The organism is Lysobacter sp. yr284, assembly GCF_900107375.1.
GTDB lineage: Bacteria > Pseudomonadota > Gammaproteobacteria > Xanthomonadales > Xanthomonadaceae > Lysobacter.
The window spans coordinates 131,077-151,765 of sequence record NZ_FNPT01000006.1 but is presented as its reverse complement, the minus strand read 5'-3'; the positions used below and the strand labels follow the sequence as shown (position 1 = coordinate 151,765).

Annotated in this window: 17 protein-coding genes; 9 read left to right on the top strand and 8 right to left on the bottom strand. The window is 71.0% G+C overall.

Annotated features, from left to right (window positions below; translation table 11 throughout):
* Positions 1–305 precede the first annotated feature (305 nt).
* On the top strand, positions 306–713 hold the full coding sequence (locus tag BLV01_RS12170; protein WP_091800000.1) for a septal ring lytic transglycosylase RlpA family protein: 408 nt from the start codon (positions 306–308) through the stop codon (positions 711–713).
* Between the two features lie 201 nt (positions 714–914).
* On the opposite strand, the gene lysE is transcribed toward BLV01_RS12170, so the two are convergent.
* Positions 915–1,532, bottom strand: coding sequence for an L-lysine exporter (lysE, locus tag BLV01_RS12165; protein WP_091799529.1), 618 nt, complete (start codon positions 1,530–1,532; stop codon positions 915–917).
* A 110-nt stretch (positions 1,533–1,642) separates the two neighbouring features.
* Here lysE and BLV01_RS12160 point away from each other — a divergent pair, with 110 nt between their 5' ends.
* Positions 1,643–2,539 (top strand): LysR family transcriptional regulator ArgP, encoded by an 897-nt coding sequence (locus BLV01_RS12160; RefSeq protein WP_091799526.1) that lies wholly within the window; start codon positions 1,643–1,645, stop codon positions 2,537–2,539.
* 95 nt (positions 2,540–2,634) lie between these two features.
* On the opposite strand, the gene BLV01_RS12155 is transcribed toward BLV01_RS12160, so the two are convergent.
* Entirely contained in the window at positions 2,635–4,242 is a 1,608-nt protein-coding gene (locus BLV01_RS12155; protein WP_091799523.1) for a hypothetical protein, read from the bottom strand.
* Between the two features lie 769 nt (positions 4,243–5,011).
* Between BLV01_RS12155 and BLV01_RS12150 the strand changes: the two genes are divergently transcribed.
* From BLV01_RS12150 to BLV01_RS12140, 3 genes are all read left to right on the top strand, one after another.
* The gene (locus BLV01_RS12150) at positions 5,012–6,247 is read left to right on the top strand and encodes an efflux RND transporter periplasmic adaptor subunit (RefSeq protein WP_091799520.1); all 1,236 of its coding nucleotides are present in this window, start codon (positions 5,012–5,014) and stop codon (positions 6,245–6,247) included.
* A 9-nt stretch (positions 6,248–6,256) separates the two neighbouring features.
* Positions 6,257–9,439 carry a multidrug efflux RND transporter permease subunit gene (locus BLV01_RS12145; RefSeq protein ID WP_091799518.1) on the top strand — a complete coding sequence of 1,061 codons (3,183 nt, stop codon included), beginning with the start codon at positions 6,257–6,259 and terminating at the stop codon, positions 9,437–9,439.
* A gap of 331 nt (positions 9,440–9,770) precedes the next feature.
* On the top strand, positions 9,771–10,157 hold the full coding sequence (locus BLV01_RS12140) for a DUF3060 domain-containing protein (protein WP_091799515.1): 387 nt from the start codon (positions 9,771–9,773) through the stop codon (positions 10,155–10,157).
* Between the two features lie 184 nt (positions 10,158–10,341).
* On the opposite strand, the gene BLV01_RS12135 is transcribed toward BLV01_RS12140, so the two are convergent.
* Complete coding sequence (locus BLV01_RS12135; RefSeq protein WP_091799512.1) at positions 10,342–11,937, bottom strand: hypothetical protein; 1,596 nt, start codon at positions 11,935–11,937, stop codon at positions 10,342–10,344.
* A 262-nt stretch (positions 11,938–12,199) separates the two neighbouring features.
* Positions 12,200–13,150, bottom strand: a complete 951-nt coding sequence (locus BLV01_RS12130; RefSeq protein WP_217633496.1) for a LysR family transcriptional regulator — start codon at positions 13,148–13,150, stop codon at positions 12,200–12,202.
* Positions 13,151–13,271: 121 nt separating this feature from the next.
* On the opposite strand from BLV01_RS12130, the gene BLV01_RS12125 reads away from it, so the two are divergent.
* A complete protein-coding gene (locus BLV01_RS12125; RefSeq protein ID WP_091799505.1) occupies positions 13,272–13,679 on the top strand; it encodes a RidA family protein in 408 nt (135 codons plus the stop codon).
* Positions 13,680–13,791: 112 nt separating this feature from the next.
* Positions 13,792–14,364: an RICIN domain-containing protein gene (locus BLV01_RS12120; protein ID WP_175485889.1), complete on the top strand. Its 573-nt coding sequence runs from the start codon at positions 13,792–13,794 to the stop codon at positions 14,362–14,364.
* A 70-nt stretch (positions 14,365–14,434) separates the two neighbouring features.
* On the opposite strand, the gene lepB is transcribed toward BLV01_RS12120, so the two are convergent.
* Positions 14,435–15,166 carry a signal peptidase I gene (lepB, locus tag BLV01_RS12115; RefSeq protein WP_091799501.1) on the bottom strand — a complete coding sequence of 244 codons (732 nt, stop codon included), beginning with the start codon at positions 15,164–15,166 and terminating at the stop codon, positions 14,435–14,437.
* A 152-nt stretch (positions 15,167–15,318) separates the two neighbouring features.
* Positions 15,319–16,005 carry a class I SAM-dependent methyltransferase gene (locus BLV01_RS12110; RefSeq protein WP_091799499.1) on the bottom strand — a complete coding sequence of 229 codons (687 nt, stop codon included), beginning with the start codon at positions 16,003–16,005 and terminating at the stop codon, positions 15,319–15,321.
* 236 nt (positions 16,006–16,241) lie between these two features.
* Between BLV01_RS12110 and BLV01_RS12105 the strand changes: the two genes are divergently transcribed.
* Positions 16,242–16,487 carry a hypothetical protein gene (locus tag BLV01_RS12105; protein WP_091799497.1) on the top strand — a complete coding sequence of 82 codons (246 nt, stop codon included), beginning with the start codon at positions 16,242–16,244 and terminating at the stop codon, positions 16,485–16,487.
* Between the two features lie 66 nt (positions 16,488–16,553).
* Here the strand turns inward: BLV01_RS12105 and BLV01_RS12100 are convergent, their stop codons facing one another.
* Together BLV01_RS12100 and BLV01_RS12095 are read right to left on the bottom strand one after the other, a co-directional pair.
* Positions 16,554–17,705 (bottom strand): carbohydrate-binding protein, encoded by a 1,152-nt coding sequence (locus BLV01_RS12100; RefSeq protein ID WP_091799495.1) that lies wholly within the window; start codon positions 17,703–17,705, stop codon positions 16,554–16,556.
* A gap of 556 nt (positions 17,706–18,261) precedes the next feature.
* Positions 18,262–18,714 carry a hypothetical protein gene (locus tag BLV01_RS12095; RefSeq protein WP_091799493.1) on the bottom strand — a complete coding sequence of 151 codons (453 nt, stop codon included), beginning with the start codon at positions 18,712–18,714 and terminating at the stop codon, positions 18,262–18,264.
* A gap of 489 nt (positions 18,715–19,203) precedes the next feature.
* On the opposite strand from BLV01_RS12095, the gene BLV01_RS12090 reads away from it, so the two are divergent.
* Entirely contained in the window at positions 19,204–20,664 is a 1,461-nt protein-coding gene (locus BLV01_RS12090; protein WP_091799491.1) for a hypothetical protein, read from the top strand.
* The last annotated feature ends 25 nt before the right edge of the window (positions 20,665–20,689 follow it).

The window sequence follows — 20,689 nt, the reverse complement described above, 5'->3', positions numbered from 1 at the left end:
GTCATGATCGTGAACGCGGTCTGTGACGCGCGCACCTGCAGCGGTGCGAGCCCCGCCACACAAGGCCACGCCCGCGCCACCGACGCTCACCGCGCGTGATCCACGGCGAAGGAAAACTGCGAGCGAATGCCAGCGCGGCTTCGCGCGCCCTTGAACAAACCGAACGTCCAATGGCCCCGCGCGCCGGCCTCATGCATGACCTCCCCCATGCGGCGTGGACGCGCGTCCGCGCGGCCGCGCGCGGTGTCGCGATCGTGCGGCACCGCGCGCGCGCCGTTCGCCCTCCCGCTTTCGAGGAAGTCGCGATGCCCGCTACCGCACTGCGTCCCGCCGTCCGTCTCGCATTCGTCCTCGCCGCGCTGGCCGCCTCCGCGTCCGCGCCGGCGCAACTGCTGCAACCGCAGGCCGCCGCCCAGAGCGGCACGATGGCGGTATGCAGCGCCACCTGGTACGGCGCCGAGGGCGAGATCCCCGAAGGCTGGCCGACCGCCAGCGGCGAGCCGTTCCACCGCTTCGCCCTGGCCGCCGCGCACAACTCGCTGCCGTTCGGCACCAACGTGCGCGTGACTTACCAGGGCCGCTCGGTGACGGTGCGGATCAACGACCGCGGCGGCTTCGGCTGGCCGGTGTGCATCGACCTGACATATGGCGCGTTCCTGCAGATCGCCCATCCCGACCAGGGCGTGGTCAGCGTCGATTACCAGGTGCTGTAAGCGCTACCGGCTCGGCCGCGGTCGCTGGCTGCGCGGCCCGCCTCCGGCGCGGCGTTGGCGGCAGCATCGTCGTGCCGGCGCCTCAGGTGTTTCCTCAGTTGCGCTCGGCCGTAGCCACAAGCCTGAGCGCCGCGCAAACGAAAACGGCGCGCCCCGGGGCGCGCCGCTTTCGTCGCGGGTTCCGTTGCGCAGCCGCGACGCTCAGCCCAGCGGCTGCCACAGCAACATCGCGCACAGCGCCCACATGAACAAAGCGATGCCGCCGTCGAGCACCCGCCACGCGCGCGGGTTGCGGAACACCGGCTGCAGCAGGCGCGCGCCGAAGCCCAGCGAAGCGAACCAGACGATGCTGGCCGCGCAGGCGCCGATGGCGAAGGCCCAGCGCAGCTCGCCGTCGTAGCGGGTGGACAGGCTGCCGAGCAGGACCATGGTGTCCAGGTATACGTGCGGGTTGAGGAAGGTGAAGGCCAGGCAGGTCAGCACCGCGGTGCGCAGGGTCTGCCGCTGGGCGTTGGACGCGGCCAGCCCACCGCTGCCCTGCCAGGCGCGGCGCGCGGCCAGGAAGCCGTAGATGCCGAGGAAGGCAGCACCGCCGAAACGCAGCACTTGCAACAGGGTCGGCCAGGCCTGCACCAGCGCGCCGATGCCGGCCACGCCGGCCAGGATCAGGGCGATGTCGCTGAAGGCGCAGATCGCCACCACCGGGCCGACATGGCGACGGGCCAGGCCCTGGCGCAGGACGAAGGCGTTCTGCGCGCCGATGGCGATGATCAGGCCGGCGCTGGCGAGGAAACCGGCGAGGGCGGCGGCGGACAGCATGACGGGACTCCGGGAAAACGTTGGGGGACGCGGCATCCTGCCGCCGCGCCCCGCTTAAGGCCAGCTAATTTTCCTTTACTCTATGAAGAATTTCTAATGTAGGGCCGGCCATGGACCTGCTCCATCCGCAACTCGCCGCGTTCGCTGCCGTGCTCGAAGAAGGCAGTTTCGAAGCCGCGGCGCGGCGGCTGTCGGTCACCGCCTCGGCGGTGTCGCAGCGGATCAAGGCGCTGGAAGACCGGCTCGGCCAAGTCCTGGTGGTGCGCCAGGCGCCGTGCCGGCCGACCCGCGCCGGCGAACGGCTGCTGCGCCGGGTGCGGCCGATGCAGGCGCTGGAGGCCGAGGCGCTGGCCGACTTCCTGCCCGAGGACCGCGAGGCCGCACCGACCCGGCCGATCGTGGTCGCGGTCAACGACGATTCGCTCGACACCTGGTTCCTGGCGGCGATGGCGCGCCTGCACCGGGAGCACGGTTATCTGTTCGACCTGCGCGTCGACGACCAGGACCACACCCTGGACCTGCTGCGCAACGGCACCGCGCTCGGCGCGATCACCGCCGAGGCCAACGCGCTGCAGGGCTGCAACGTGCATCCGCTCGGGGTCATGCGCTACCGCGCGATCGCCTCGCCGTCGTTCGCCGCGCGCCACTTCGCCGACGGCATGAACGCCGCCGCGCTGGCGCGCGCGCCGATGATCGTGTTCAACCGCAAGGACGAACTGCAATGGCGCTACGTGCGCCGGATCACCCGCGCGCGGCTGGCGCCGCCGGTGCACTACGTGCCGACCTCGACCGGCTTCGTCGAGGCCTCCGCGCTCGGCCTGGGCTGGTGCCTGGCGCCGGAGTCGCTGACCGGCGCGGCCTTGCGCGGCGGACGCATCGTGCTGGTCGATCCCGGCCGCTCGCTCGACGTGCCGCTGTACTGGCAGCACGCGGCGGTGCGGTCGTCGGTGTTGCAGCGCATCGGCGCGGCGCTGCGCGAGGCCGCGGCCGAGGCGCTGCGGCTTTAACCGGCGCCGCGTCGGGCGGCGCCGCTTTCGCCGTCGCCGCCGCGGCCCGCCTGCGAACGCGGCGGCGCGCTATCGCGCAGCGCCGCCAAGCGCGTTTACTCGCCCTTGGCGCCGGCGATGTAGTTCTTGTAGCTGTCCATCTGCGTGGTGATCTCGCCGTCGCGCGCCGACGAGCTCAGGATCGCGTCCTGGATGAAGCTGTTGGATTCGTTCTTCAGCCCTTCCAGGTACTGGTAGTCCTCGGGCAGGGCATCGATGATCGCCTGCTTGGCCTGGTCGGTGAGCTGGCCCTGGCCGTCGGTCAGCAGTTGCTTGGGAATCGCGGTCAGCGCGTCCTCGACCGCGCTCTTGGCCTGTTCGCTGAGGCCGCCGAGCACGCCGTCGAGCTTGTTGGTGATCGCCTTGGCGGCGAAGTCGCCGCCGACCGGGATCGCCGACACGCCCAGGTCGATCAGATAGCCGACGAAGGCATCGCGCGCGGCCTGGTCCTGACGCAGGTCGACATAACCGGAGGACACCGCGTCCTGCATCACCGCGCCGATCATCGCCAGGCGGGTGGTGCTCAGATCGACCGCCTCGATGTCGGCCTCGTCGATCTTGCCGTCGCCGGTGACGTCGGTGCCCTCGGCCCGGTTGCTCACGCGCACGTCGTTGGCGGTGAACTGGCCGAGCTTGTCCATGATCGCGGCGCCGTGGCTGTTGTCCGGGTTCAGGCCGGTCAGGCGCACCAGGTTGGACAACGCGGCGAGGTTTTCGCCGATCACCGTGCTCTTCTCGTTGCTGGAGCCGGCGGTCTGCTGCGGATTGGGCACCAGCGCGTCCTTGAGAATGGTGTCGCCGTGGGTCTGCATCAGCTCGCCGAGGGCTTCGGCGCGCGCGTCCAGCGGCTTGTTGTCGTAGCTGTAGTACTGGTTCTCCAGGCCGTCGCCCTTGGAGTGCTCGCCGACATAGTCGACCAGCTCGCGCACCTGCTCGGGCGTGCCGTGGCGCGAGGTGTTCTCGATCAGGATCGCCATCGGGTCGCGCACGTTGCTGCCGTCGGCGTCGTGCTTGGCCTGCATGCCCATGCCGTACTGGGAGACGTCGTCGCGCAGCTGGTTGCGTTGCTCCGGGCTGAGCCGCCCCAGCGCGGCGTTGACCGCGTCCGAGCCGCCGGACTGGTCCAGCGCGTTGAGCAGGATGCCGGCGTAGGCCTGCGTCTCCGGCATCTGCGGCCGGCCGTCCACGTACAGGCGCTGCGTCAACATGTCGCCGGCGAACTTCTCGATGAAGGCGGTCGAAGACGGCGAATTGTTCGAGGTCAGGGTGCCGATCAGGTCGTTGAGCTGCTCGGGACCGGGCGTGAGCATGCCGGCACCGGCGACCGCGCCGGAACCGTAGATGTTGGTGAACGACAACGCATCCTCGAACGACACCTTGCCGTCGACATAAGCCTGGCCGAACGAGTCGAAGATCGACTGGCGCTCGCGGTCGGTGATGGTGCCCTCGCCGACCAGCGAGTTGAGCCGGTCGACGGTGAGCCAGGAATGGGTCGCGCCGGAATCTTGCTTGAGGATCTCCTGGAACAACGACTCGCGCGTCGACGGATCGAGCTTGTCGAGTTCCTGCGCGAAGAAATCCATGCGCTGCTCGTAGTTGTCGGCGATGAGCCAGCGATAGCCCTTGTCGAGGATTTCGTTGGCTTTCTGCTGGATGTCGGTCATGGCGGCGCCCTGCGATCAGTTTGAGCGCACGGTAGCCGCGCAGCGCCGCGGCGATAACTAGGGCCGCCCCTAAGTGCCCGCGTTCATGTAGTTGAGCGGACTCGAAACGAAGCCGGCGCGACGAGCACAACCGCGCCGCGACAGGCCCGGCGCGCAACGAAAACGGCCGCGGGATCGCTGCGGCCGTTTTGGTGCGCGATGGCCGATGGCGGCGCGCGCCGCCTCAGCCGCCCTGGCCGCACACCCGCGGGCACGTGCGTATGCAGCGCCGCTGCTCCTGGAAGCAGGTCCTGAGCGGTCGGCCCTCCAGCCTGCACGGCTGGAACCAGTAATGGCACGAATCCAGGAAGTCCTGCGGGTCCGCCACGGTGGCCGATGCGCCGAAGCCATGCCGAACATCGACACGGCCAATGCCGTCCAGCCGACGAAGTTTCGCTTCATGTCCATCTCTGCATAGACAGAACCAGATTGGATACGACCGCAGCCGCGACGGCGCCGGCCGATACGCCGGCGCCGCGGCCAGCATTGGAGCCGGCTTGCGTGGCCTGGCGGCCGGGCCGCCCGGCCCGCTCGCTGCGTTCGGCGCTGTCGCCGTTGCGCCCCGCTCGACCCGGTTCGCCCGCATTCGGCCCGATCCGGCAAGGTCTGCGCGCCCGCGCCGTGTACACCGATCCGCCGACCGCGCGTTGTCATTTTCATGTCAGCGTCGCGACCGGGTGAGAATGCTAAGGTCGGCGACGATTTAGCCGACACGGCGCCCCTCGGACCCATGGACACCCGCTTGTTCGACGCACCCCTTGCCCATCGTGCCGCCAACCGCGCCGGATCGCCCCATCGCCTGCCCCTGATCGCCGCCGCCTGCCTGGCCCTGGCGGCCTGCGGCGGCGGCGCCAAGGACAAGCCCGGCAACGGCCAGGACCGCACGGTCGAGGTCGGCTATGTGGTGATGCAGCCGACCACGGTGGCGATCACCAGCGAATTCAACGGCCGCGCGGTCGCGTTCCAAAGCTCCGAAGTGCGCCCGCAGATCGGCGGGCTGGTGCAGCGCCAGCTGTTCCAGGAAGGCAGCCAGGTGCGCGCCGGGCAGCCGCTCTACCAGATCGATCCTAGCCTTTACCGCGCCTCGGTCGAGCAGGCGCAAGCCGACCTGAAGAACGCGCGCGCCGCGCTCAACGCCGCCGATCTGCTGGCCCAGCGCAACAAGTCGCTGGTCGGCGCGCAGATGATCAGCCGCCAGGACTACGACAACGCCGTCGCCGCCGCCGACCAGGCGCGCGCCAACGTCGCCCAGCGCGAGGCCGCGCTGTCGACCGCGCGCATCAACCTGCGCTTCGCCACCGTGCCGGCGCCGATCGACGGCCGCATCGGCCGCTCGCTGGTGACCGTCGGCGCGCTGGTCACTCCCGACCAGGCCGCGCCGCTGGCGACGATCCAGCGCCTGGACCCGATCTACGTCGACGTGCAGCAGTCCGCGCAGCAATTGCTGGCGCTGCGCGAGCAGCTGTCGTTGGGCAACGTCCAGGCCAGCCAGGCCGACGCGCGCATCTTCCTGCCCAACGGCAAGCCCTATCCGCAGCCGGGCACGCTGCAGTTCTCCGAGGTGCTGGTCGACGAAACCACCGGCACCGTGACCCTGCGCGTGCGCGTGCCCAACCCCGACGGCACCCTGCTGCCGGGCATGTTCCTGCGCGCGCGCCTGGCCCAGGCCACCCAGGCCTCGGCCTATCGCCTGCCGCAGCAGGCGCTGGTGCGCGGACCGACCGGCGACGCCTTCGTCTGGGTGGTCGGCGCCGACAACAAGGCGGTGCAGCGCCCGATCGGCGCCGACCGCGTCGACGGCAGCGACTGGATCGTCACCACCGGCCTCAATCCCGGCGACAAGGTCGTCACCCAGGGCATCGGCTCGCTGCGCCGCGACGCGCAGGTGCGCGCGGTGCCGGCCTCGACTCCGCAGAAGCTGCAACCTCCCGGCGCCGCGTCCGCCAAGCAAACCAAGCAAGGCTGAGGGCCGCGCATGATCTCCCGCGTCTTCATCGAGCGCCCGATCTTCGCCTGGGTGCTGGCGATCGTAGTCATGCTCGGCGGCTTGTTCGCGATGCGCTCGCTGCCGATCTCGCAGTATCCCAACGTCGCCCCGCCCAACGTCAGCATCCGCGCCAACTACCCCGGCGCCTCGGCCGAGACCATCGAGAACAGCGTCACCCAGGTGATCGAGCAGACGCTCACCGGCATCGACGGCATGCTGTACTTCAGCTCGACCTCGACCTCGCGCGGACAGGTCACCATCTCGGTCACCTTCGACACCAGCGTCGATCCCGACATCGCCCAGGTGCAGGTGCAGAACCAGGTCCAGCAGGCGATCCCGCGGCTGCCGCAGCAGGTGCAGCAGCAGGGCATCGTGGTGCGCAAGGCCAATCCCGACGACCTGATGCTGGTGGCGATCTTCGACGAGAACAACACCGTCACCAACCGCGACATCGCCGATTACCTCACCACCAACTTCCAGGACCCGATCTCGCGCATCGCCGGCATCGGCGACGCCAACGTCTACGGCAGCCCGTACGCGATGCGGGTGTGGCTGGACCCGGACAAGCTCGCCTCGTTCCAGCTGATGCCCAGCGACGTGGTCGCGGCGATCCGCAGCCAGAACGCCGAGGTCGCCGCCGGCCAGGTCGGCGACCAGCCGCAGCCGGCCACGCAGATGCTCAACGCGCTGGTCACCGCGCAGACCCGCCTGCAGAGCGCCGACCAGTTCCGCCAGATCGTGCTCAAGACCCAGGCCAACGGCGCCTCGGTGCGGCTGCAGGACGTGGCGCGGGTGGAGATCGGCTCGGAGAACTACAACTCCTCCAGCCTGCTCAACGGCCATCCCGCCGCCGGCATGGCGCTGCAGCTGGCGCCGGGCGCGAACGCGCTGGAGTCGGCCGAACTGGTCCGCGCCGAGGTGACCCGGCTGTCGGCGAACCTGCCGCCGGGCTGGAAGGTCGCCTACCTCAACGACGCCACCGACTTCATCAAGCTGTCGATCGGCGAGGTGGTCAAGACCCTGATCGAAGCGATCGTCCTGGTGGTGATCGTGATGTTCGTGTTCCTGCAGAGCTGGCGCGCCACGCTGATCCCGGCGATCGCGGTGCCGGTGGTGCTGCTGGGCACGTTCGGGATCATCTACGCCGCCGGATTCTCGATCAACACGCTGACCCTGTTCGGGCTGGTGCTGGCGATCGGCCTGCTCGTCGACGACGCCATCGTCGTGGTCGAGAACGTCGAGCGGCTGATGCACGAGAACCCGAACATGACCCCGCGCCAGGCCACCATCGCCTCGATGCGCGAGATCAACGTCGCCCTGATCGCCATCGCCCTGGTGCTGTCGGCGGTGTTCCTGCCGATGGTGATGTTCGGCGGCTCCACCGGCGTGATCTACCGCCAGTTCTCGCTGACCATCGTCTCCTCGATGGCGCTGTCGGTGCTGGTGGCGCTGGTGCTGAGCCCGGCGCTGACCGCGACCTTGCTGAAGTCGCCGCACGCGCAGGCGGCGCAAGGCCCGGGCTGGATCGCCCGGCGCGCGCCCGCGCTGGCCGCCCTGCCCGGCCGCATCGGCCGCGGCTTCAACCGCACCCTGGACGCGACCACCGGCCATTACCTGGGCAGCGTGCAGGCGATGTTCCGCCACCGCTGGATCGCGCTGCTGGTCTACGCCGTCATCGCCGCCGCGCTGGCGCTGCTGTTCCTGCGCCTGCCGACCGGCTTCCTGCCGTCGGAAGACCAGGGCCGGGTCAACATCCAATTCCGCCTGCCCGGCGGCGCCACCCTGGGCCGCACCAGCGAGGTGCGCGACCAGGTCAACGCCTACCTGAGCAAGAACGAATCCGAACTCATCAGCGCCGCCTTCATCGTCGCCGGCGGCGGCGGCCCGACCGCGTCGCAGAACTCCGGCCAGGGGTTCGTCAGCCTGGTCGACTGGTCGCAGCGCGAGACCGACGCCGGCAGCGCCGACGCGCTGATCGGGCGCGTGACCAAGGCGCTGTCGGGCCTGCGCGACGCGACCGTGTTCGTGCTGGCGCCGCCGCCGATCCGCGGCTTCGGCCAGACCACCGGCTTCACCCTGGAGCTGCAGAACACCAGCGGCATGTCGCGCGCCGACTTCGCCGCGGCCGGCGATCAGCTGATCGCCGCGGCCCAGCGCGACCCGCTGCTGGGTTCGGTGCGTCCGAGCCTGCTGCCGGACACGCCGACGCTGCGGGTCAACAGCGATGCGCAGATGCTCTCCAGCCTGGGCCTGACCCAGGACGCGGTGAACTCGACCCTGTCCACCGCCTGGGGCGGCACCTACGTCAACGACTTCGTCGACCGCGGCCGGGTCAAACGCGTGTACGTGCAGGGCGACGCGCAGTTCCGCAACAGCCCCGACACCCTGTACCAGTGGCACGTGCGCGGCGCCGACGGGCAGATGACCCCGTTCTCGGCCTTCGCCACCACCGCCTGGGCGCAGGCGCCGACCGCGCTGCTGCGCTTCAACGGCGTGCCGGCGACCGAATTGCAGGGCACGCCCGCGCCCGGCGTCAGCAGCGGCACGGCGATGGCGCGCATGGAAGAACTGGCGCGCGCGATTCCCGGCGTGAGCGTGGCCTGGGCCGGCCTGTCCTACCAGGAGCGCCTGTCCACCGGCCAGGCCCCGCTGTTGTATGCGCTGGCGCTGCTGTTGGTGTTCCTGTGCCTGGCCGCGCTGTACGAGAGCTGGTCGATCCCGATCGCGGTGTTGCTGGTGGTCCCGCTGGGCCTGGTCGGCGCGGTGCTGGCGGTGACCTTGCGCGGGCTGGAGAACGACGTCTATTTCCAGATCGGCCTGATCACCACGATGGGCCTGGCGGCGAAGAACGCGATCCTGATCGTCGAGTTCGCCGAGCAGGCCGAGCGTCGCGGCACCGGCACGGTCGAGGCCGCGCTGGAAGCCGCGCGCCTGCGCCTGCGGCCGATCCTGATGACCAGCTTCGCCTTCATCTTCGGCGCGCTGCCGCTGGCGCTGTCGACCGGCGGCGGCGCCAACAGCCGCATCGAGATCGGCACCGCGGTGGTCGGCGGCACCCTCACCGCGACGGTGCTGGCGGTGTTCTACATCCCGCTGTTCTACCTGCTGGTGCGGCGCGTGGCGCAGAAGCTGGCGGGGCTGCGGCACCGCGGCGGCGAACAGGCGCATTGAGGCGGCTGGGGCGCGGCGAGCGGATGCGAAAGCATCGGGCCTGAAGGCCCCGCCACGACAGCCGCCGGGCCTTGAGGCCGTTGCGCAACAGCGGTCGGGTCTGAGGGCCCTCCACAACGGCCGTGGAGCCTTCCACAACGGCCGTCGGGCCTGAGGGCCGTCCACCGCACGGCGCGTCGCCGCGCTGCCGGCTTAACGGTTGCGGCGGGCGCGCAACGCCGGTCGCAAATCCGTCGCCGCGGGCTGGCTAGAATCGCCGGGCCTCCGCGCTCCCCCAGGCCGTGCGCCGCACGGCCGCGCGATGCAGCGCACCCACTCAAGGAAGGAATTCATGAAGAACCAGATCGCTTCGCTGGCCCTGCTGTTGTCCCTCGGCGCGTCCGGCCTGCTGCACGCCGCTCCGGCGGGCGCGGGCGACACCGGCGAGGTCGTCGAATCCGACGGCAACATCTCCATCGAAGGCACCAACGTCGAGCGCAGCTTCGTCGGCACCGGCGGCCAGCTGCAGATCGTCGGCTCCAACAACCGCATCACCGTGACCGGCCCGCTGACCTCGGTCAGCGTGGAAGGCGCCGGCAACATCGTGCAGGTGGACGCGGTCAAGCGGGTCGAGATCACCGGCGCGAACACCAAGGTCTACTACAAGTCGGCGCCGACCAAGAACGGCCGCCCGGCCTCGTCGGTGACCGGCATCGGCAGCAGCGTGTCCAAGCGCTGAGCCGCCGCGGCTTCGCCGCACGCGCGGCGAAGCCGGTCGCGGCGCCGTCAGCGCGCCACGCAGCGACGACCGCTTGCGCCGCGGCCCGAACCCGGCCGCGGCGCAAGCCGACTCCGACATAAAAACCATCCGACCCGCCGCGCCGCCGTGGGCGGATACGCGGCGGGCCCGCGCGGCCCGCGCCTCAGCCGCGCCGGATCGCCGGCGCCGTTTCGGCCTGCGCGACCTGCACGTTCTGGTCCGCGTTCGGCGCCGGCGCGTCTTTGGCGCGCTTGTCCTGCTCGGCGACGGTGGCCGCGGCGTTGTCGCGCAATTGCCCGCCGTCGCCCGCCGCCAGCGCGGCGAGGTCCTGGCGGTAGGCGCTGCGGTCGCCGTTGCGCATGGCCGCGCTGAGCCGATCCACCGCGTCCAATCCGGCCAGCTGCACCGGTGCGTCCACCCCGCGCACGTCGGCCTCGGCGCTCTTGCCGTGGGTCAGCGCGCGCTTCTGGTTGATCCGGTCCATTTCCTGCTGGTATGCCTGGCCGAACGTGTCGGTGGTGAGCCCGCTTTGCTGGCGCTTGTTGGCCAAGCCCTCGACCAGGCCCGCGTAGTACTGGTTCAACGTATCCGACATCGCCACCTCGGGCGTCTTGGGATCGGTGACGTACACGCGGCTGAGCTTGTCGAGCGCGAGCTTGGCCGCGCCCTCGCCGACTTCCTTGGCCAAGCCGCCGCCGGGCATCAGGCCGATGCCCTTGCCGACCGCGTCCATGAAGCCTTTGCGCGATTCCTCGTTGGCCTGGATCTTGTCCTTGTAGGTGTCCCAGGCCATCACCGCGCCGCCGGTGACCGCCGCGCCCAGTCGCGCCAGCTTGGTCAGCTCCAGCTCCTGCGTGCGCGAGGGCCCGTCCTGGCCCTGCCGGTCGGACACGTCGGCGCCCTTGATCCGGTCGGTGGCGGCCTGCTTGAGCACGTCGCCGATCGCGCTCTGCATGTCCTTGGCGACCGTCGAGCCGTCGGCCGCCTTGGCCTGGACCGTCACGTCCTTGGCGTCGGGGTTGTACATCGTCTGGCTGAAGAACTTCGACAACGGCGTGGTCGCGCCGGGCGTCGTGGTGTAGGCGTCGATCAGTTCGGGGCCGTGCTGGGCGAACAAGGTGGCCGCCGCCGCGAGCGACTGGCGCTTCATCTGGCTGGCCTCGGGCTCGCTCATCTTCGCGTAGGGCGCCTGCTCGTTGAACGCGACCAGGGCCTCGAACGCCTCGCGCCGCTCGGCGGCGCTGCCGAGCTTGCCGTCGCGCAGCTTCGGATCGGACATGTACGCGATCGCCGCGACCGCGGCGGCGTTGCCGTTGCCGGGTTCGTTGCGCTTCTGCCACAAGGTGTCGGCGTACTTCTCCACGCCGCTGCCCGGGCCGCCGCCGCCTTCCTGCAGCAGCGACAGCAAGCGCTGCTGCCCGTTCGGGCCGCCGCCGCCGGCGATCGCCTTCAGATCGGCGGCATCGATCGACGGATCGCGGATCGCCTGGTCCAGCGCCTTGCCGACGTTGTGGCGGTCACGCCCGACCTGCTCGTCGCTCCTGAAATCGCCGAAGAACTTGCCCGGCGGAAACAGGAAGCCCGGCTCGCGGCGCGCCAGGTCCTTGACCAGTTGCACGCGCTCTTGTGGGTCGAAACTGTCGTTGGTGATCGCCGAGGCGATGTCGTTGCGCGCCAGGTCGTACAGCAGCTGGCGCCGGTTGTCGTAACCGGGCGGCAGGAATCCAGGGGGAAACGAGGGTTGGCGGGGATCGGCCATGATTGATTGCTCCATCGGAAATGCCGCAGCCGGCTGAAGCGGGACGCCGTTGCGCGCGCCGCGTTCGCTCATGCACACAGGACGCGAGCGTCCGCATCCGAGCGTAGTCACGCGGCCACGCCAGGTCCATCCTAGGGAAAACCATTGGGCGCGCTGCACAGCGCAAATTGCGCCCGGATTCCGCGATCCGATCGCATTCATTCGCCTGAACGAAAGCGCCGTTCAGCCGTGCCGCGCAGAACGCGCGGCGCCGAGCCGGCATTCAATCGCCGGCGCGCCCGCGCCCCGGCTGCGCGCGCAACCACGGCGGCTGCGGTTCGAATTCGCTCGCCAGCCAGTCCACGAACGCGCGCGTCTTCGCCGGCACCAGCCGCCCCGGCGGCAGCACCACGTGGATCGCGCCGTCGTAGTCCATGCGCCACTGCGGCAACACCCGTACCAGCCGTCCTTGCGCGAGTTGCGGCCCGACCAGCCATTGCGGCGCAGGCAGGATGCCGGCGCCTTCGATGCACGCCGCCAGCAGGCCTTCGCCGTCGTCGGAGACGATCGCCGCGTCGATGCGGTGGACATGGCGCTGGCGGCCCTTGACCAGCTTCCACTCCGGCCAGAACCGCGCCTTGGGCATGCCCAGGCAGGCGTGGCGCGCGAGCTGCTCCGGCCGCTGCAGCTCGCCGGCGCGGGCCAGGTACGCCGGCGCCGCGCACAGCATCGTCTCGAACCCGGCCAGGCGCCGCGCGACCAGCCGGCTGTCGGCGAGCTCGCCGATGCGCACCGCCGCATCGAAGCCGTCGGCGACCAGGTCGACGAAGCGATCGCTGTGCGACAGCTCCAGCCGCAGCTTCGGATAGGCGGCGAGCAAGCGCGGCAGCCACGGCGCGATCCAGCGCTGCGCGAACGCCGCCGGCAAGGCCAGCCGCAGCAGGCCCTGCGGCGCGGCCGCGGCCTCGCGCGCCTCGAGGTCGGCCGCCGACAACTCGCCCAGGATCGCCCGGACCCGGTGCAGGTAGGTCGCGCCGACTTCGGTCAGGGCCACGCGCCGGGTGGTGCGCGCGAGCAGGCGCACGCCCAGCCGCGCCTCCAGCGCGTCGATGCGCCGCGACACCACCGAGGCGTCGCGGCCGAGCGCGCGCGCCGCCGCGGCGAAGCCGCCGTGCTCGGCGACCGCGGCGAAGGCTTCGATCTGCTGCAGTTCGCTGCCGTTGCGTTCGTGCATGGGATGCATCAGTCAATTGGCGCTGACGGCGATTATCGCCATGGATCGCACGAATTACAGTGACCGCGCTGCAGCCTGCGGGCAAGCCCCGCGCAGCGCCCTCCCCCACTGGAACCGCAGCATGTCCCGACGCGACGCCGTCTTCCCCGCCACCCGCCACGACCTCTATCGCCAGCACCGTTATTCGCCGGCGATCCGCAGCGGCGGCTTCCTGTTCGTCTCCGGCCAGGTCGGCAGCCGCCTGGACGGCACCCCGGAGCCCGACTTCGCCGCGCAGGTGCGGCTGGCCTTCGACAACCTCGCCGCGGTGCTCGCCGCCGCCGGCTGCGGCTTCGACGACCTCGTCGACGTCACCACCTTCCACACCGATCCGCAGCGCCAGCTCGAACTCGTCCAGGACGTGCGCATGCAGGTACTGGGCGAGCCGCCGTACCCGAACTGGACCGCGATCGGGGTGAACTGGCTGGCCGGGTTCGATTTCGAGATCAAGGTCGTCGCGCGCATTCCCGAGCCCGACCTCGCCGGATGAGCGCGGCGCGCCGACGCGCGCGCGCCGCGTGAGCCGATCCGCCGCGGTTTTGCGAGTCATGCCAAGGCGGCCGCCGCGCGGCCGCCCTTCCACTCACGTTTCGGAGACGGACATGACAGACGGACTTTGCCTGCGACGCACCGCGCTCACCCTGGCCGCGGCGGTACTCGCCTTCGCCGCATCCGGCGGCGATGCGGCCGCCGCGCCTTCCACCGCGATCGTCGCGGCCACGCCCAGCGGCAACGGCATCTGCTTCAGCGCCGCCGGCGGCTCGACCGCGCCCGGCGCGACGGTGTACCTGTGGCCCTGCGCGGGCGATTCCAGCCAGCAATGGGAGACGCAAATGATCGGCGTGTCCACGCGCACCGGCGACAACTCGGCGGCGGTGGTGCGCCTGGTCAACGTCAAGAGCGGCCTGTGCCTGGACCTGCAATCGGCGTCGACCGCGGTCGGCATCGGCCTGCAACAGGCCGCGTGCAACGGCGCCGCCACCCAGCAGTGGGTGTTGTTCAACACCGGCGCGCCGTACGACCGGCGCACAGTCAAGAACCACTACAGCAACCTGTGCGTGGTCTCGCGCTATGTCGACATCGTGCCCGGCCACAACGGCAGCGGGCTCAAGCAATACGCGTGCGACTTCACCGAAGTGCCCAATCCGCTCAAGTACTGGCGGCTGACGCTCTGAGCGGCGCGACGACGGCGCCGCGCCATGCGCGGCCGCCGTCCGGCCGTCGCGTCGCGGCGCGGGCGCGCGCTCAACGAATCTTCCGACCCACCCGCGGCCGCCAGATCGCGTCGTAGATGTAGCTCGCCTGGCCGACGATGGCCGCGCGCGGCACGCAGCCGATGGTGTGCGCATCGCGGCTGTCGACCGCGTTGTCGCGATTGTCGCCGAGCACGAAATAGCAGCCGTGCGGGACCGGATAGGCGGCGGTGTCGTCGCCGGCGGCATCGTCGAACGCGTCGTAGATCTCGTAGGACGCGCCGCCGGGCAAGGTCTCGCGGAAGCTGTTGCGATAGCTCGGCGAATCGGCCCCGGGCGCGCCCGGCGGCCGCACCGGCTCGCGCGCGACGGCGCGGCCGTTGAGCTGCAGGCGGCTGGCGACCAGCTGCACCCGGTCGCCGGGCACGCCGACGATACGCCCGGCGTAGTAGCGCTTGCCGTTGTCGCGCGGCGCGACGGCGAAGACGATCACGTCGCCGCGCTGCGGCGGCGAACGCAGATAAGCCAGGCGCGAGACCAGGAAACTGTCGCTGGGCTCGATGGTCGGCGACATCGACAGGTTCGCCAGCAGGTGCTGCGCCTGGAACGGCGCCAGCGCCGCCGCGAACGCCAACGCGCCGGCCGCGAGCAGGCCGAAGAAGCCATACGCCAACGGCGCGATCCAGGCCGCCGGCCGCGTCGCCCCGGGTTCCGCGTTCGCGCCGCTGCGCGCGCGGGCGCTGTCTTCGCCCGCATCGGTGGCAGGCGGCGCTGGCTTGTCCATCCTGGGTTCCCGCCGGGTGGGTGTGGCGTTGCAGGATAGCCGAGGGCTGCGGCCGCGCTGCGCCGCCGCCGCACGTCGACGGCGCGACCGGATCGTGGCGACCGCACCGCGGCCGACCGCCGATGACGCGCGGCCGCTGCACCGAGCCGCGCTCAGGCCTTGTAGCCGACCCAGCCCTTGAACGTCAGCCCTGCATAGAACAGCTCGACGTCCGCGAATCCCGCTTCGCGCAGGATCGCCTCGTCGGTCTGCGGCGGCAGCACCGGCAAGCGCTGCTTGAACGCCTCGACGCCGGCCAGCGCCTGCGCCGGCGCGACCCCGTTGGCGATCGCGAACGCGGCGTTGCGCGCCAGCCAGCGGTCCATGGCCGGGCCGTGGTTGGGGAAGCTGTGGTGAGCCACGACGAACGGCGCGCCCGGCGCGAGCCGGCGATGGACTTCGGCGACGGTGCGGCGGCGCTCGTCCTCGGGCAGGAAATGCAGGGTCAGCAGGCAGGCGGCCGCGTCGAACGGCCCGTCCGGCGCGGTGTCGACATAGCCCTCGTGCCACGCCACCCGCGTGGCCAGCGGCCCCAGCGCCGCGCGCGCCAAGCGCAGCATCTCCGCCGACGGGTCGATGCCGTCGAAACGCCACTGCGGCTGCGCTTGCGCGAACACCTGCAATTCCAGGCCGCCGCCGGCGCCGAGCACCATGACCCGCGCCCGCTGCGGCGCGCGCTCGGCCAGCAGCAGCGCGGCCATCCGCTGCAGGTCGCGCAGGCCGGGGACCAGGCGCGCGGTGCGGTCGGCGTAGCCGGACACGGCGGCGGCATCGGAAAACGTGGAGTCGGAGGCGTTCATGCGCTGGCAGGGGGCTTCGGCGGGAACCGGAATTAACATGTAACCATAGAAGTTACGATAACGCACGCAAGGCGCCAGCTGGGGGAATTGCAGTCCCGACGTCCTTGCCCCCGGACGGCTGTGCGCCCTGCCCGCCATTCCCGTGACTGCAGTCGCGGACGCCAGCGCCGCCGTCTTCCCACCATCGAACGCCGGACGCGCCATCCGGCGTATCGACGCACAAGGAGACGTCCGTCATGACGATGCTGACCCGTACCGCCGCGCTGCTGCTCGCCGCCGCCACCGTCGCGCTCGCCGGCGCTGCCGGCGCGCAGACCGCGCAGCCGGCCACCACCCAATGGATCTGCTTCTACACCTCCGACCTGTACCCGGAGATGGAGCCGATCGGCTTCCTCGAAGAAGGCGGCCGCCGCTGCCCGTTCGTGCGCAACGATCCGACCTACGGGCAGATGTATTTCCTGCGCCGCGAACCCTGGAACTGACCGGCGCGCAACCACGGGCGCCGCCGAGGCGGCGCCCGCTGCGCTAGCCGCAAGGCCGCATCGCGCTCACAGCTTGGTGATGCGGATCCAGTTGAGGTTCCAGCCGCCCTGCTGGGCGAACACGCCGAAGTTGTAGGTACCGGCGTTGACGTTGACCGTGTGCGAGACCGTGGTCCAGTTCTGCCAGCCGCCGGTGGCCGGCACGTTCACCTGTCCCAGCACGGTGGCGCCGGCGTTGAGATCGGCCGACAGCGCGCCGCCGCCGGGGCTGGCCACGCGGTACTCGATCCGGTAGCTGCCGCTGCTGGGGAAGTTGACGCTGTTGTAGGCCATCCAGTCGCCGTTCTCGATCCAGCCGACGTTGTAGCCGCCTTCCGAACACGCCTCGACCTGCACCCCGTTCTGCGCGCTGAAGTTCTCCGCCTCCAATGTCGTGCTCGGGCCGGGGTTGCTGCCGCCGCCGCTGTACACGCGCACGTAGTCCACGTGCATCTTCGCCGGCAGCTTGCTCTCGTCGACGTTGAAGCCCGGCCAGTTGCCGCCGATGGCGAAGTTCAGCAGCAGGAAGAAGTCGCGGTGGAATTCCTCGGTGCCGTTGACGCTGCCCTGGATGCTGGCCTCGTGGAACTTGTTGCCGTCCACGTACCAGCGGATCGCGTTGGCGTCCCACTCGATCGCGTAGACGTGCCAGTCGGCGACGCTGACCGGCGTGTTGCCGCCGTACTGGGCGTAGTTGCCGTTGTGGTCGCGCCAGTGGATCGTGCCGTAGGTGCGGTCTTCGTTGTTGACGTGCTCCATGATGTCGATCTCGCCCGAGTCGGGCCAGCCGACCTGCGGCAGGTTCGAGCCCAGCGCCCAGAACGCCGGCCACGCGCCCATGAACGAGGGCAGCTTCATCCGCGCCTCGATCCGGCCGTAACGGAAGTTGCGGATGCCCTGGGTCTTCATCCGCGACGAGGTGTAGCGAAAGCCGCCGAAGTCCTCGCGCCGGGCGGTGATCACCAGCGCGTTGTTCTCGATGCCGGCGTTCTCGCGCCGGTAGTACTCCAGCTCGTTGTTGCCCCAGCCGCCCGATCCGTTGCCGGTCTCGAACGCCCAGTCCGGGCCGATCGAACCGTTGAACTCGTCGCTCCACACCAACTGCCAGTTCTGCGCCCAGGCGCCGCCGGCGAACAGGGACGCGACCAGGAATGCGGCGACCCGCATCAGCTGTTTCATGGTTCTTCTCCTTGCGGGGTGGTGGACACCCCACGCAGGCGGGACACGACGCAGCCGCGTCGCCGCAACGATGTGCGGCGCACGAACGCACCGGAAGGATTCGCGATGGCGGTTCCCGCCTTCCTCCGGCGACGCTGTCCCCGGCGCGCTGGAGGGTTCCGATCCTAGGCGAGCGCGCGGCCGGGCGCGCGCGACCCCGCCGCAGTTCGGCGGTTTTCGCGCCGATGCGTGACGCGCGCACGCTCGCGGCGTGAAGGCGATTGGGCTGGGGCCGGGGCGATGTTGCTGGGCAATATCGCCGTGCGCGCGCAACCCCGGCGCGGCGTTGAAACAAACGCGGGCGAGCGCACGTCGGGCGCGGATACAGTATTCGTCGAGCGCGCGGCGAGTGCGGCGCGCCCGCTGCGGCGATCCGGCGCAAGCCGCTCGGCGGCCCGCGCCGAGCGCGGCCGCGCTCGCGCGCGCGCAAACGAACGAGGGCGCCTCGCGGCGCCCTCGTTCGCTGCGTCCGGCGACGCGGCCTACGCGGCCGCGTCGCCGGACGTGCGCGCCGACCTTACTTGGCGCGCACGATCTCGAAGCCGCTCACATCGACGCCGAGATTGAAGCCGCGGCCGGTGCCGCTGACCGCCAGCGACACCTGGCCCTTGGTCATGACCAGGCCTTCGGCGCTCTTGACCACGCCGGCATTGGCGCCGGCGGTGACGTAGGTGCCGAAGATCTCGCTGACGTTGTTGAGCTTGGTGAACTCGCCCTTGCCGTTCTCGATGCTGTACTTGCCCGCGGTGAGGCCGGCGCCGCGGATGTGGATCTTGACCTTGGCGGTCTGGCCGTTGTCGCAGGTAACGCGGCCGCTGCCGTTGATGTGCTTGTAGATGACCGCCCAGCCGGACGTGTCGAACGTCATGTGGCACTTGGTCTCGGCGCCGGCGGCGCGGGCGGGCTGGGCGGCGAAGGTGCCGGCCAGCGCGAACGCCAGAACCGCAATGCCCGCAATGCGCATGGTCATGCCATTTCTCCTTCAATGAACCGGTCGAAGCCGTAATGGGCGCCCGCCTGGGGCGCGTTCGAAGTCTGCCGCTACAAACTGGAGCGGCCGGCGTTAGCGCGGCGCGAAAAAGCGCCGGCGAGGCTGAATCGTTCGCAGACGCGGCGACGGCCGGACGCGGCGGCGCATGCTGAGCGCAAGCAAAACGCGCGCCGCCGCGCGTTGGTCGCGATGCCGCGACGCGGCGCGTGCGCCGCCATGTGCGAGCGCACGCATTCGCTCGCGCAACCGCGCAACCGGGCCATGCCGGAGTTCGCGCCGATGCGCGCATCCGCCGCGATGCGACCGCGCCGCCGCACGGCCGCCCGATGCGCGTGCGCAACTCACCCACCCTCACCTTGTGATGCGATTTCGAGCGCGCGCGCCGACGCCGGCTAGCATCGGTGCGCAGCACGTGCGGCTGCGACCGCCGGCCCCACGCCCGCACCCGGCTTCGCTGGAGAACCATCCATGCGCCGATTCGCCTCGCGTCCTCTCGTCCATGCCGCGCTGCTGGCCGCGCTCGCCGCACCCGCCGCGCAGGCGGCACCGGCGGGCCTGGGCGGCCTCGGCGGCGGCGCCTGCACCGCCGCCGGCGTCAACGACAGCGGCGCCGCCGCCGGCCAATGCCGCAACGCCGCCGGCGATTTCCTGCCGACTTACTGGGCCGCCGGCAGCGCGGTGGCGTTGCCGCTGCGCGGGCTGGAACTGGACGGCCCCTGCGAAGCGCTGGGCATCGCCCGCGACGGGCAGATCGCCGGCAATTGCGAGTTCGGCGATGCCGGCGAACGGCGGCCGGTGGTGTGGCGCACGCCGTCGCTGCCGGCGGCCTTGCCGCAACTGTTGAACGGCCGCATCGGCGACGACCGCGCGATGGCGACCGCGATCAACCCGGCCGGCGCCGTCGTCGGCGTCAGCACCAGCCCCGGCGGTCGCGACGTCCCGGTGATCTGGAAAAGCGACCGCACCGCCGCCACCGCGCTGCCCGTGCCCGGGACGCTGCCGCCGTTGTTGTCGCCGGTGACCCAGTGCCGGGTCATGGCGCTGGACCCCGCGCCCACGCCGGTCGCGGCCGGCAGTTGCGACCTGCGCCAGGGCGGCACGATCGCGGTGCGCTGGGCGCCGAACGCGCTCGGCGGCTACGGCGTCGCGATGCTGCCCGGCATCGCCGGCGGCGGCGGCTGCATCGCCACCGCGGTGGCCGCGTCCGGCTATATCGCCGGCACCTGCGAGGATGCCGCCGGCGACATGGCCGCGGTGCGCTGGCGTCCGACCTTGGCCGCGCCGGCGCTGCTGCGCGGTCTGCCGCGCGACGCCGCCCTGGGCCAACAGGTGTTCGCCGCCGACATCAACGCCGCCGGCGTGGTCGCCGGCAACTACATCGCCAGCGACGGCCGCGCGCGCAGTTTCGTGTGGGCGCCGGCCGATGCGCCGGCGCTCGAGGACGGCCTCGACCTCGGCCTGCTCGGCGGCAGCCAGGCCTATGCGCGCCAGATCGCCGACGACGGCCGCATCCTGGGCATGACCGACACCGCGCAGGGCGCGCAGATCGGGTTCTGGTGGATGCCGGCGGACGACATGCGCGATCTCGGTACGCTCGGCGGCCACACCAACCTGCCCGCGGCGATGAGCCCGAACGGCGCCTGGATCGTCGGCGTGTCCACCACCGCATCCGGCCAGCGCCAGGCGTACCGCATCGGCCCGGCCCAAGCCGGCGCGCGTGCGACCGCCATGAACCAGCCGGCGCATGCGTCCGCCGACGCCGCCGAAGGCGGCTATCCGTGGCTGCAATTGCCCAACCCGATGCCGGCCTGCCAGGACAAGGACAGCCGCTGCGGCACCTGGAACGCGAACGGCTTTTGCGCATCGACGTTCTACACGCGCACACAGAAGGCCGCGTACTGCGCGGCCTCGTGCAACCTGGGGTGCTGAACGCCGCGCGCCCGGCCATCCGGTG

Coding starts and splice junctions, on each gene's coding strand:
- BLV01_RS12110 (WP_091799499.1), bottom strand. CDS start 16,005: ATGAACGCCTCCGACTCCACGTTTTCCGATGCCGCCGCCGTGTCCGGC.
- lepB (WP_091799501.1), bottom strand. CDS start 15,166: ATGGACAAGCCAGCGCCGCCTGCCACCGATGCGGGCGAAGACAGCGCC.
- BLV01_RS12100 (WP_091799495.1), bottom strand. CDS start 17,705: ATGAAACAGCTGATGCGGGTCGCCGCATTCCTGGTCGCGTCCCTGTTC.
- BLV01_RS12120 (WP_175485889.1), top strand. CDS start 13,792: ATGACAGACGGACTTTGCCTGCGACGCACCGCGCTCACCCTGGCCGCG.
- BLV01_RS12170 (WP_091800000.1), top strand. CDS start 306: ATGCCCGCTACCGCACTGCGTCCCGCCGTCCGTCTCGCATTCGTCCTC.
- BLV01_RS12135 (WP_091799512.1), bottom strand. CDS start 11,937: ATGGCCGATCCCCGCCAACCCTCGTTTCCCCCTGGATTCCTGCCGCCC.
- BLV01_RS12145 (WP_091799518.1), top strand. CDS start 6,257: ATGATCTCCCGCGTCTTCATCGAGCGCCCGATCTTCGCCTGGGTGCTG.
- lysE (WP_091799529.1), bottom strand. CDS start 1,532: ATGCTGTCCGCCGCCGCCCTCGCCGGTTTCCTCGCCAGCGCCGGCCTG.
- BLV01_RS12125 (WP_091799505.1), top strand. CDS start 13,272: ATGTCCCGACGCGACGCCGTCTTCCCCGCCACCCGCCACGACCTCTAT.
- BLV01_RS12090 (WP_091799491.1), top strand. CDS start 19,204: ATGCGCCGATTCGCCTCGCGTCCTCTCGTCCATGCCGCGCTGCTGGCC.
- BLV01_RS12105 (WP_091799497.1), top strand. CDS start 16,242: ATGACGATGCTGACCCGTACCGCCGCGCTGCTGCTCGCCGCCGCCACC.
- BLV01_RS12160 (WP_091799526.1), top strand. CDS start 1,643: ATGGACCTGCTCCATCCGCAACTCGCCGCGTTCGCTGCCGTGCTCGAA.
- BLV01_RS12155 (WP_091799523.1), bottom strand. CDS start 4,242: ATGACCGACATCCAGCAGAAAGCCAACGAAATCCTCGACAAGGGCTAT.
- BLV01_RS12140 (WP_091799515.1), top strand. CDS start 9,771: ATGAAGAACCAGATCGCTTCGCTGGCCCTGCTGTTGTCCCTCGGCGCG.
- BLV01_RS12150 (WP_091799520.1), top strand. CDS start 5,012: ATGGACACCCGCTTGTTCGACGCACCCCTTGCCCATCGTGCCGCCAAC.
- BLV01_RS12130 (WP_217633496.1), bottom strand. CDS start 13,150: ATGCACGAACGCAACGGCAGCGAACTGCAGCAGATCGAAGCCTTCGCC.
- BLV01_RS12095 (WP_091799493.1), bottom strand. CDS start 18,714: ATGACCATGCGCATTGCGGGCATTGCGGTTCTGGCGTTCGCGCTGGCC.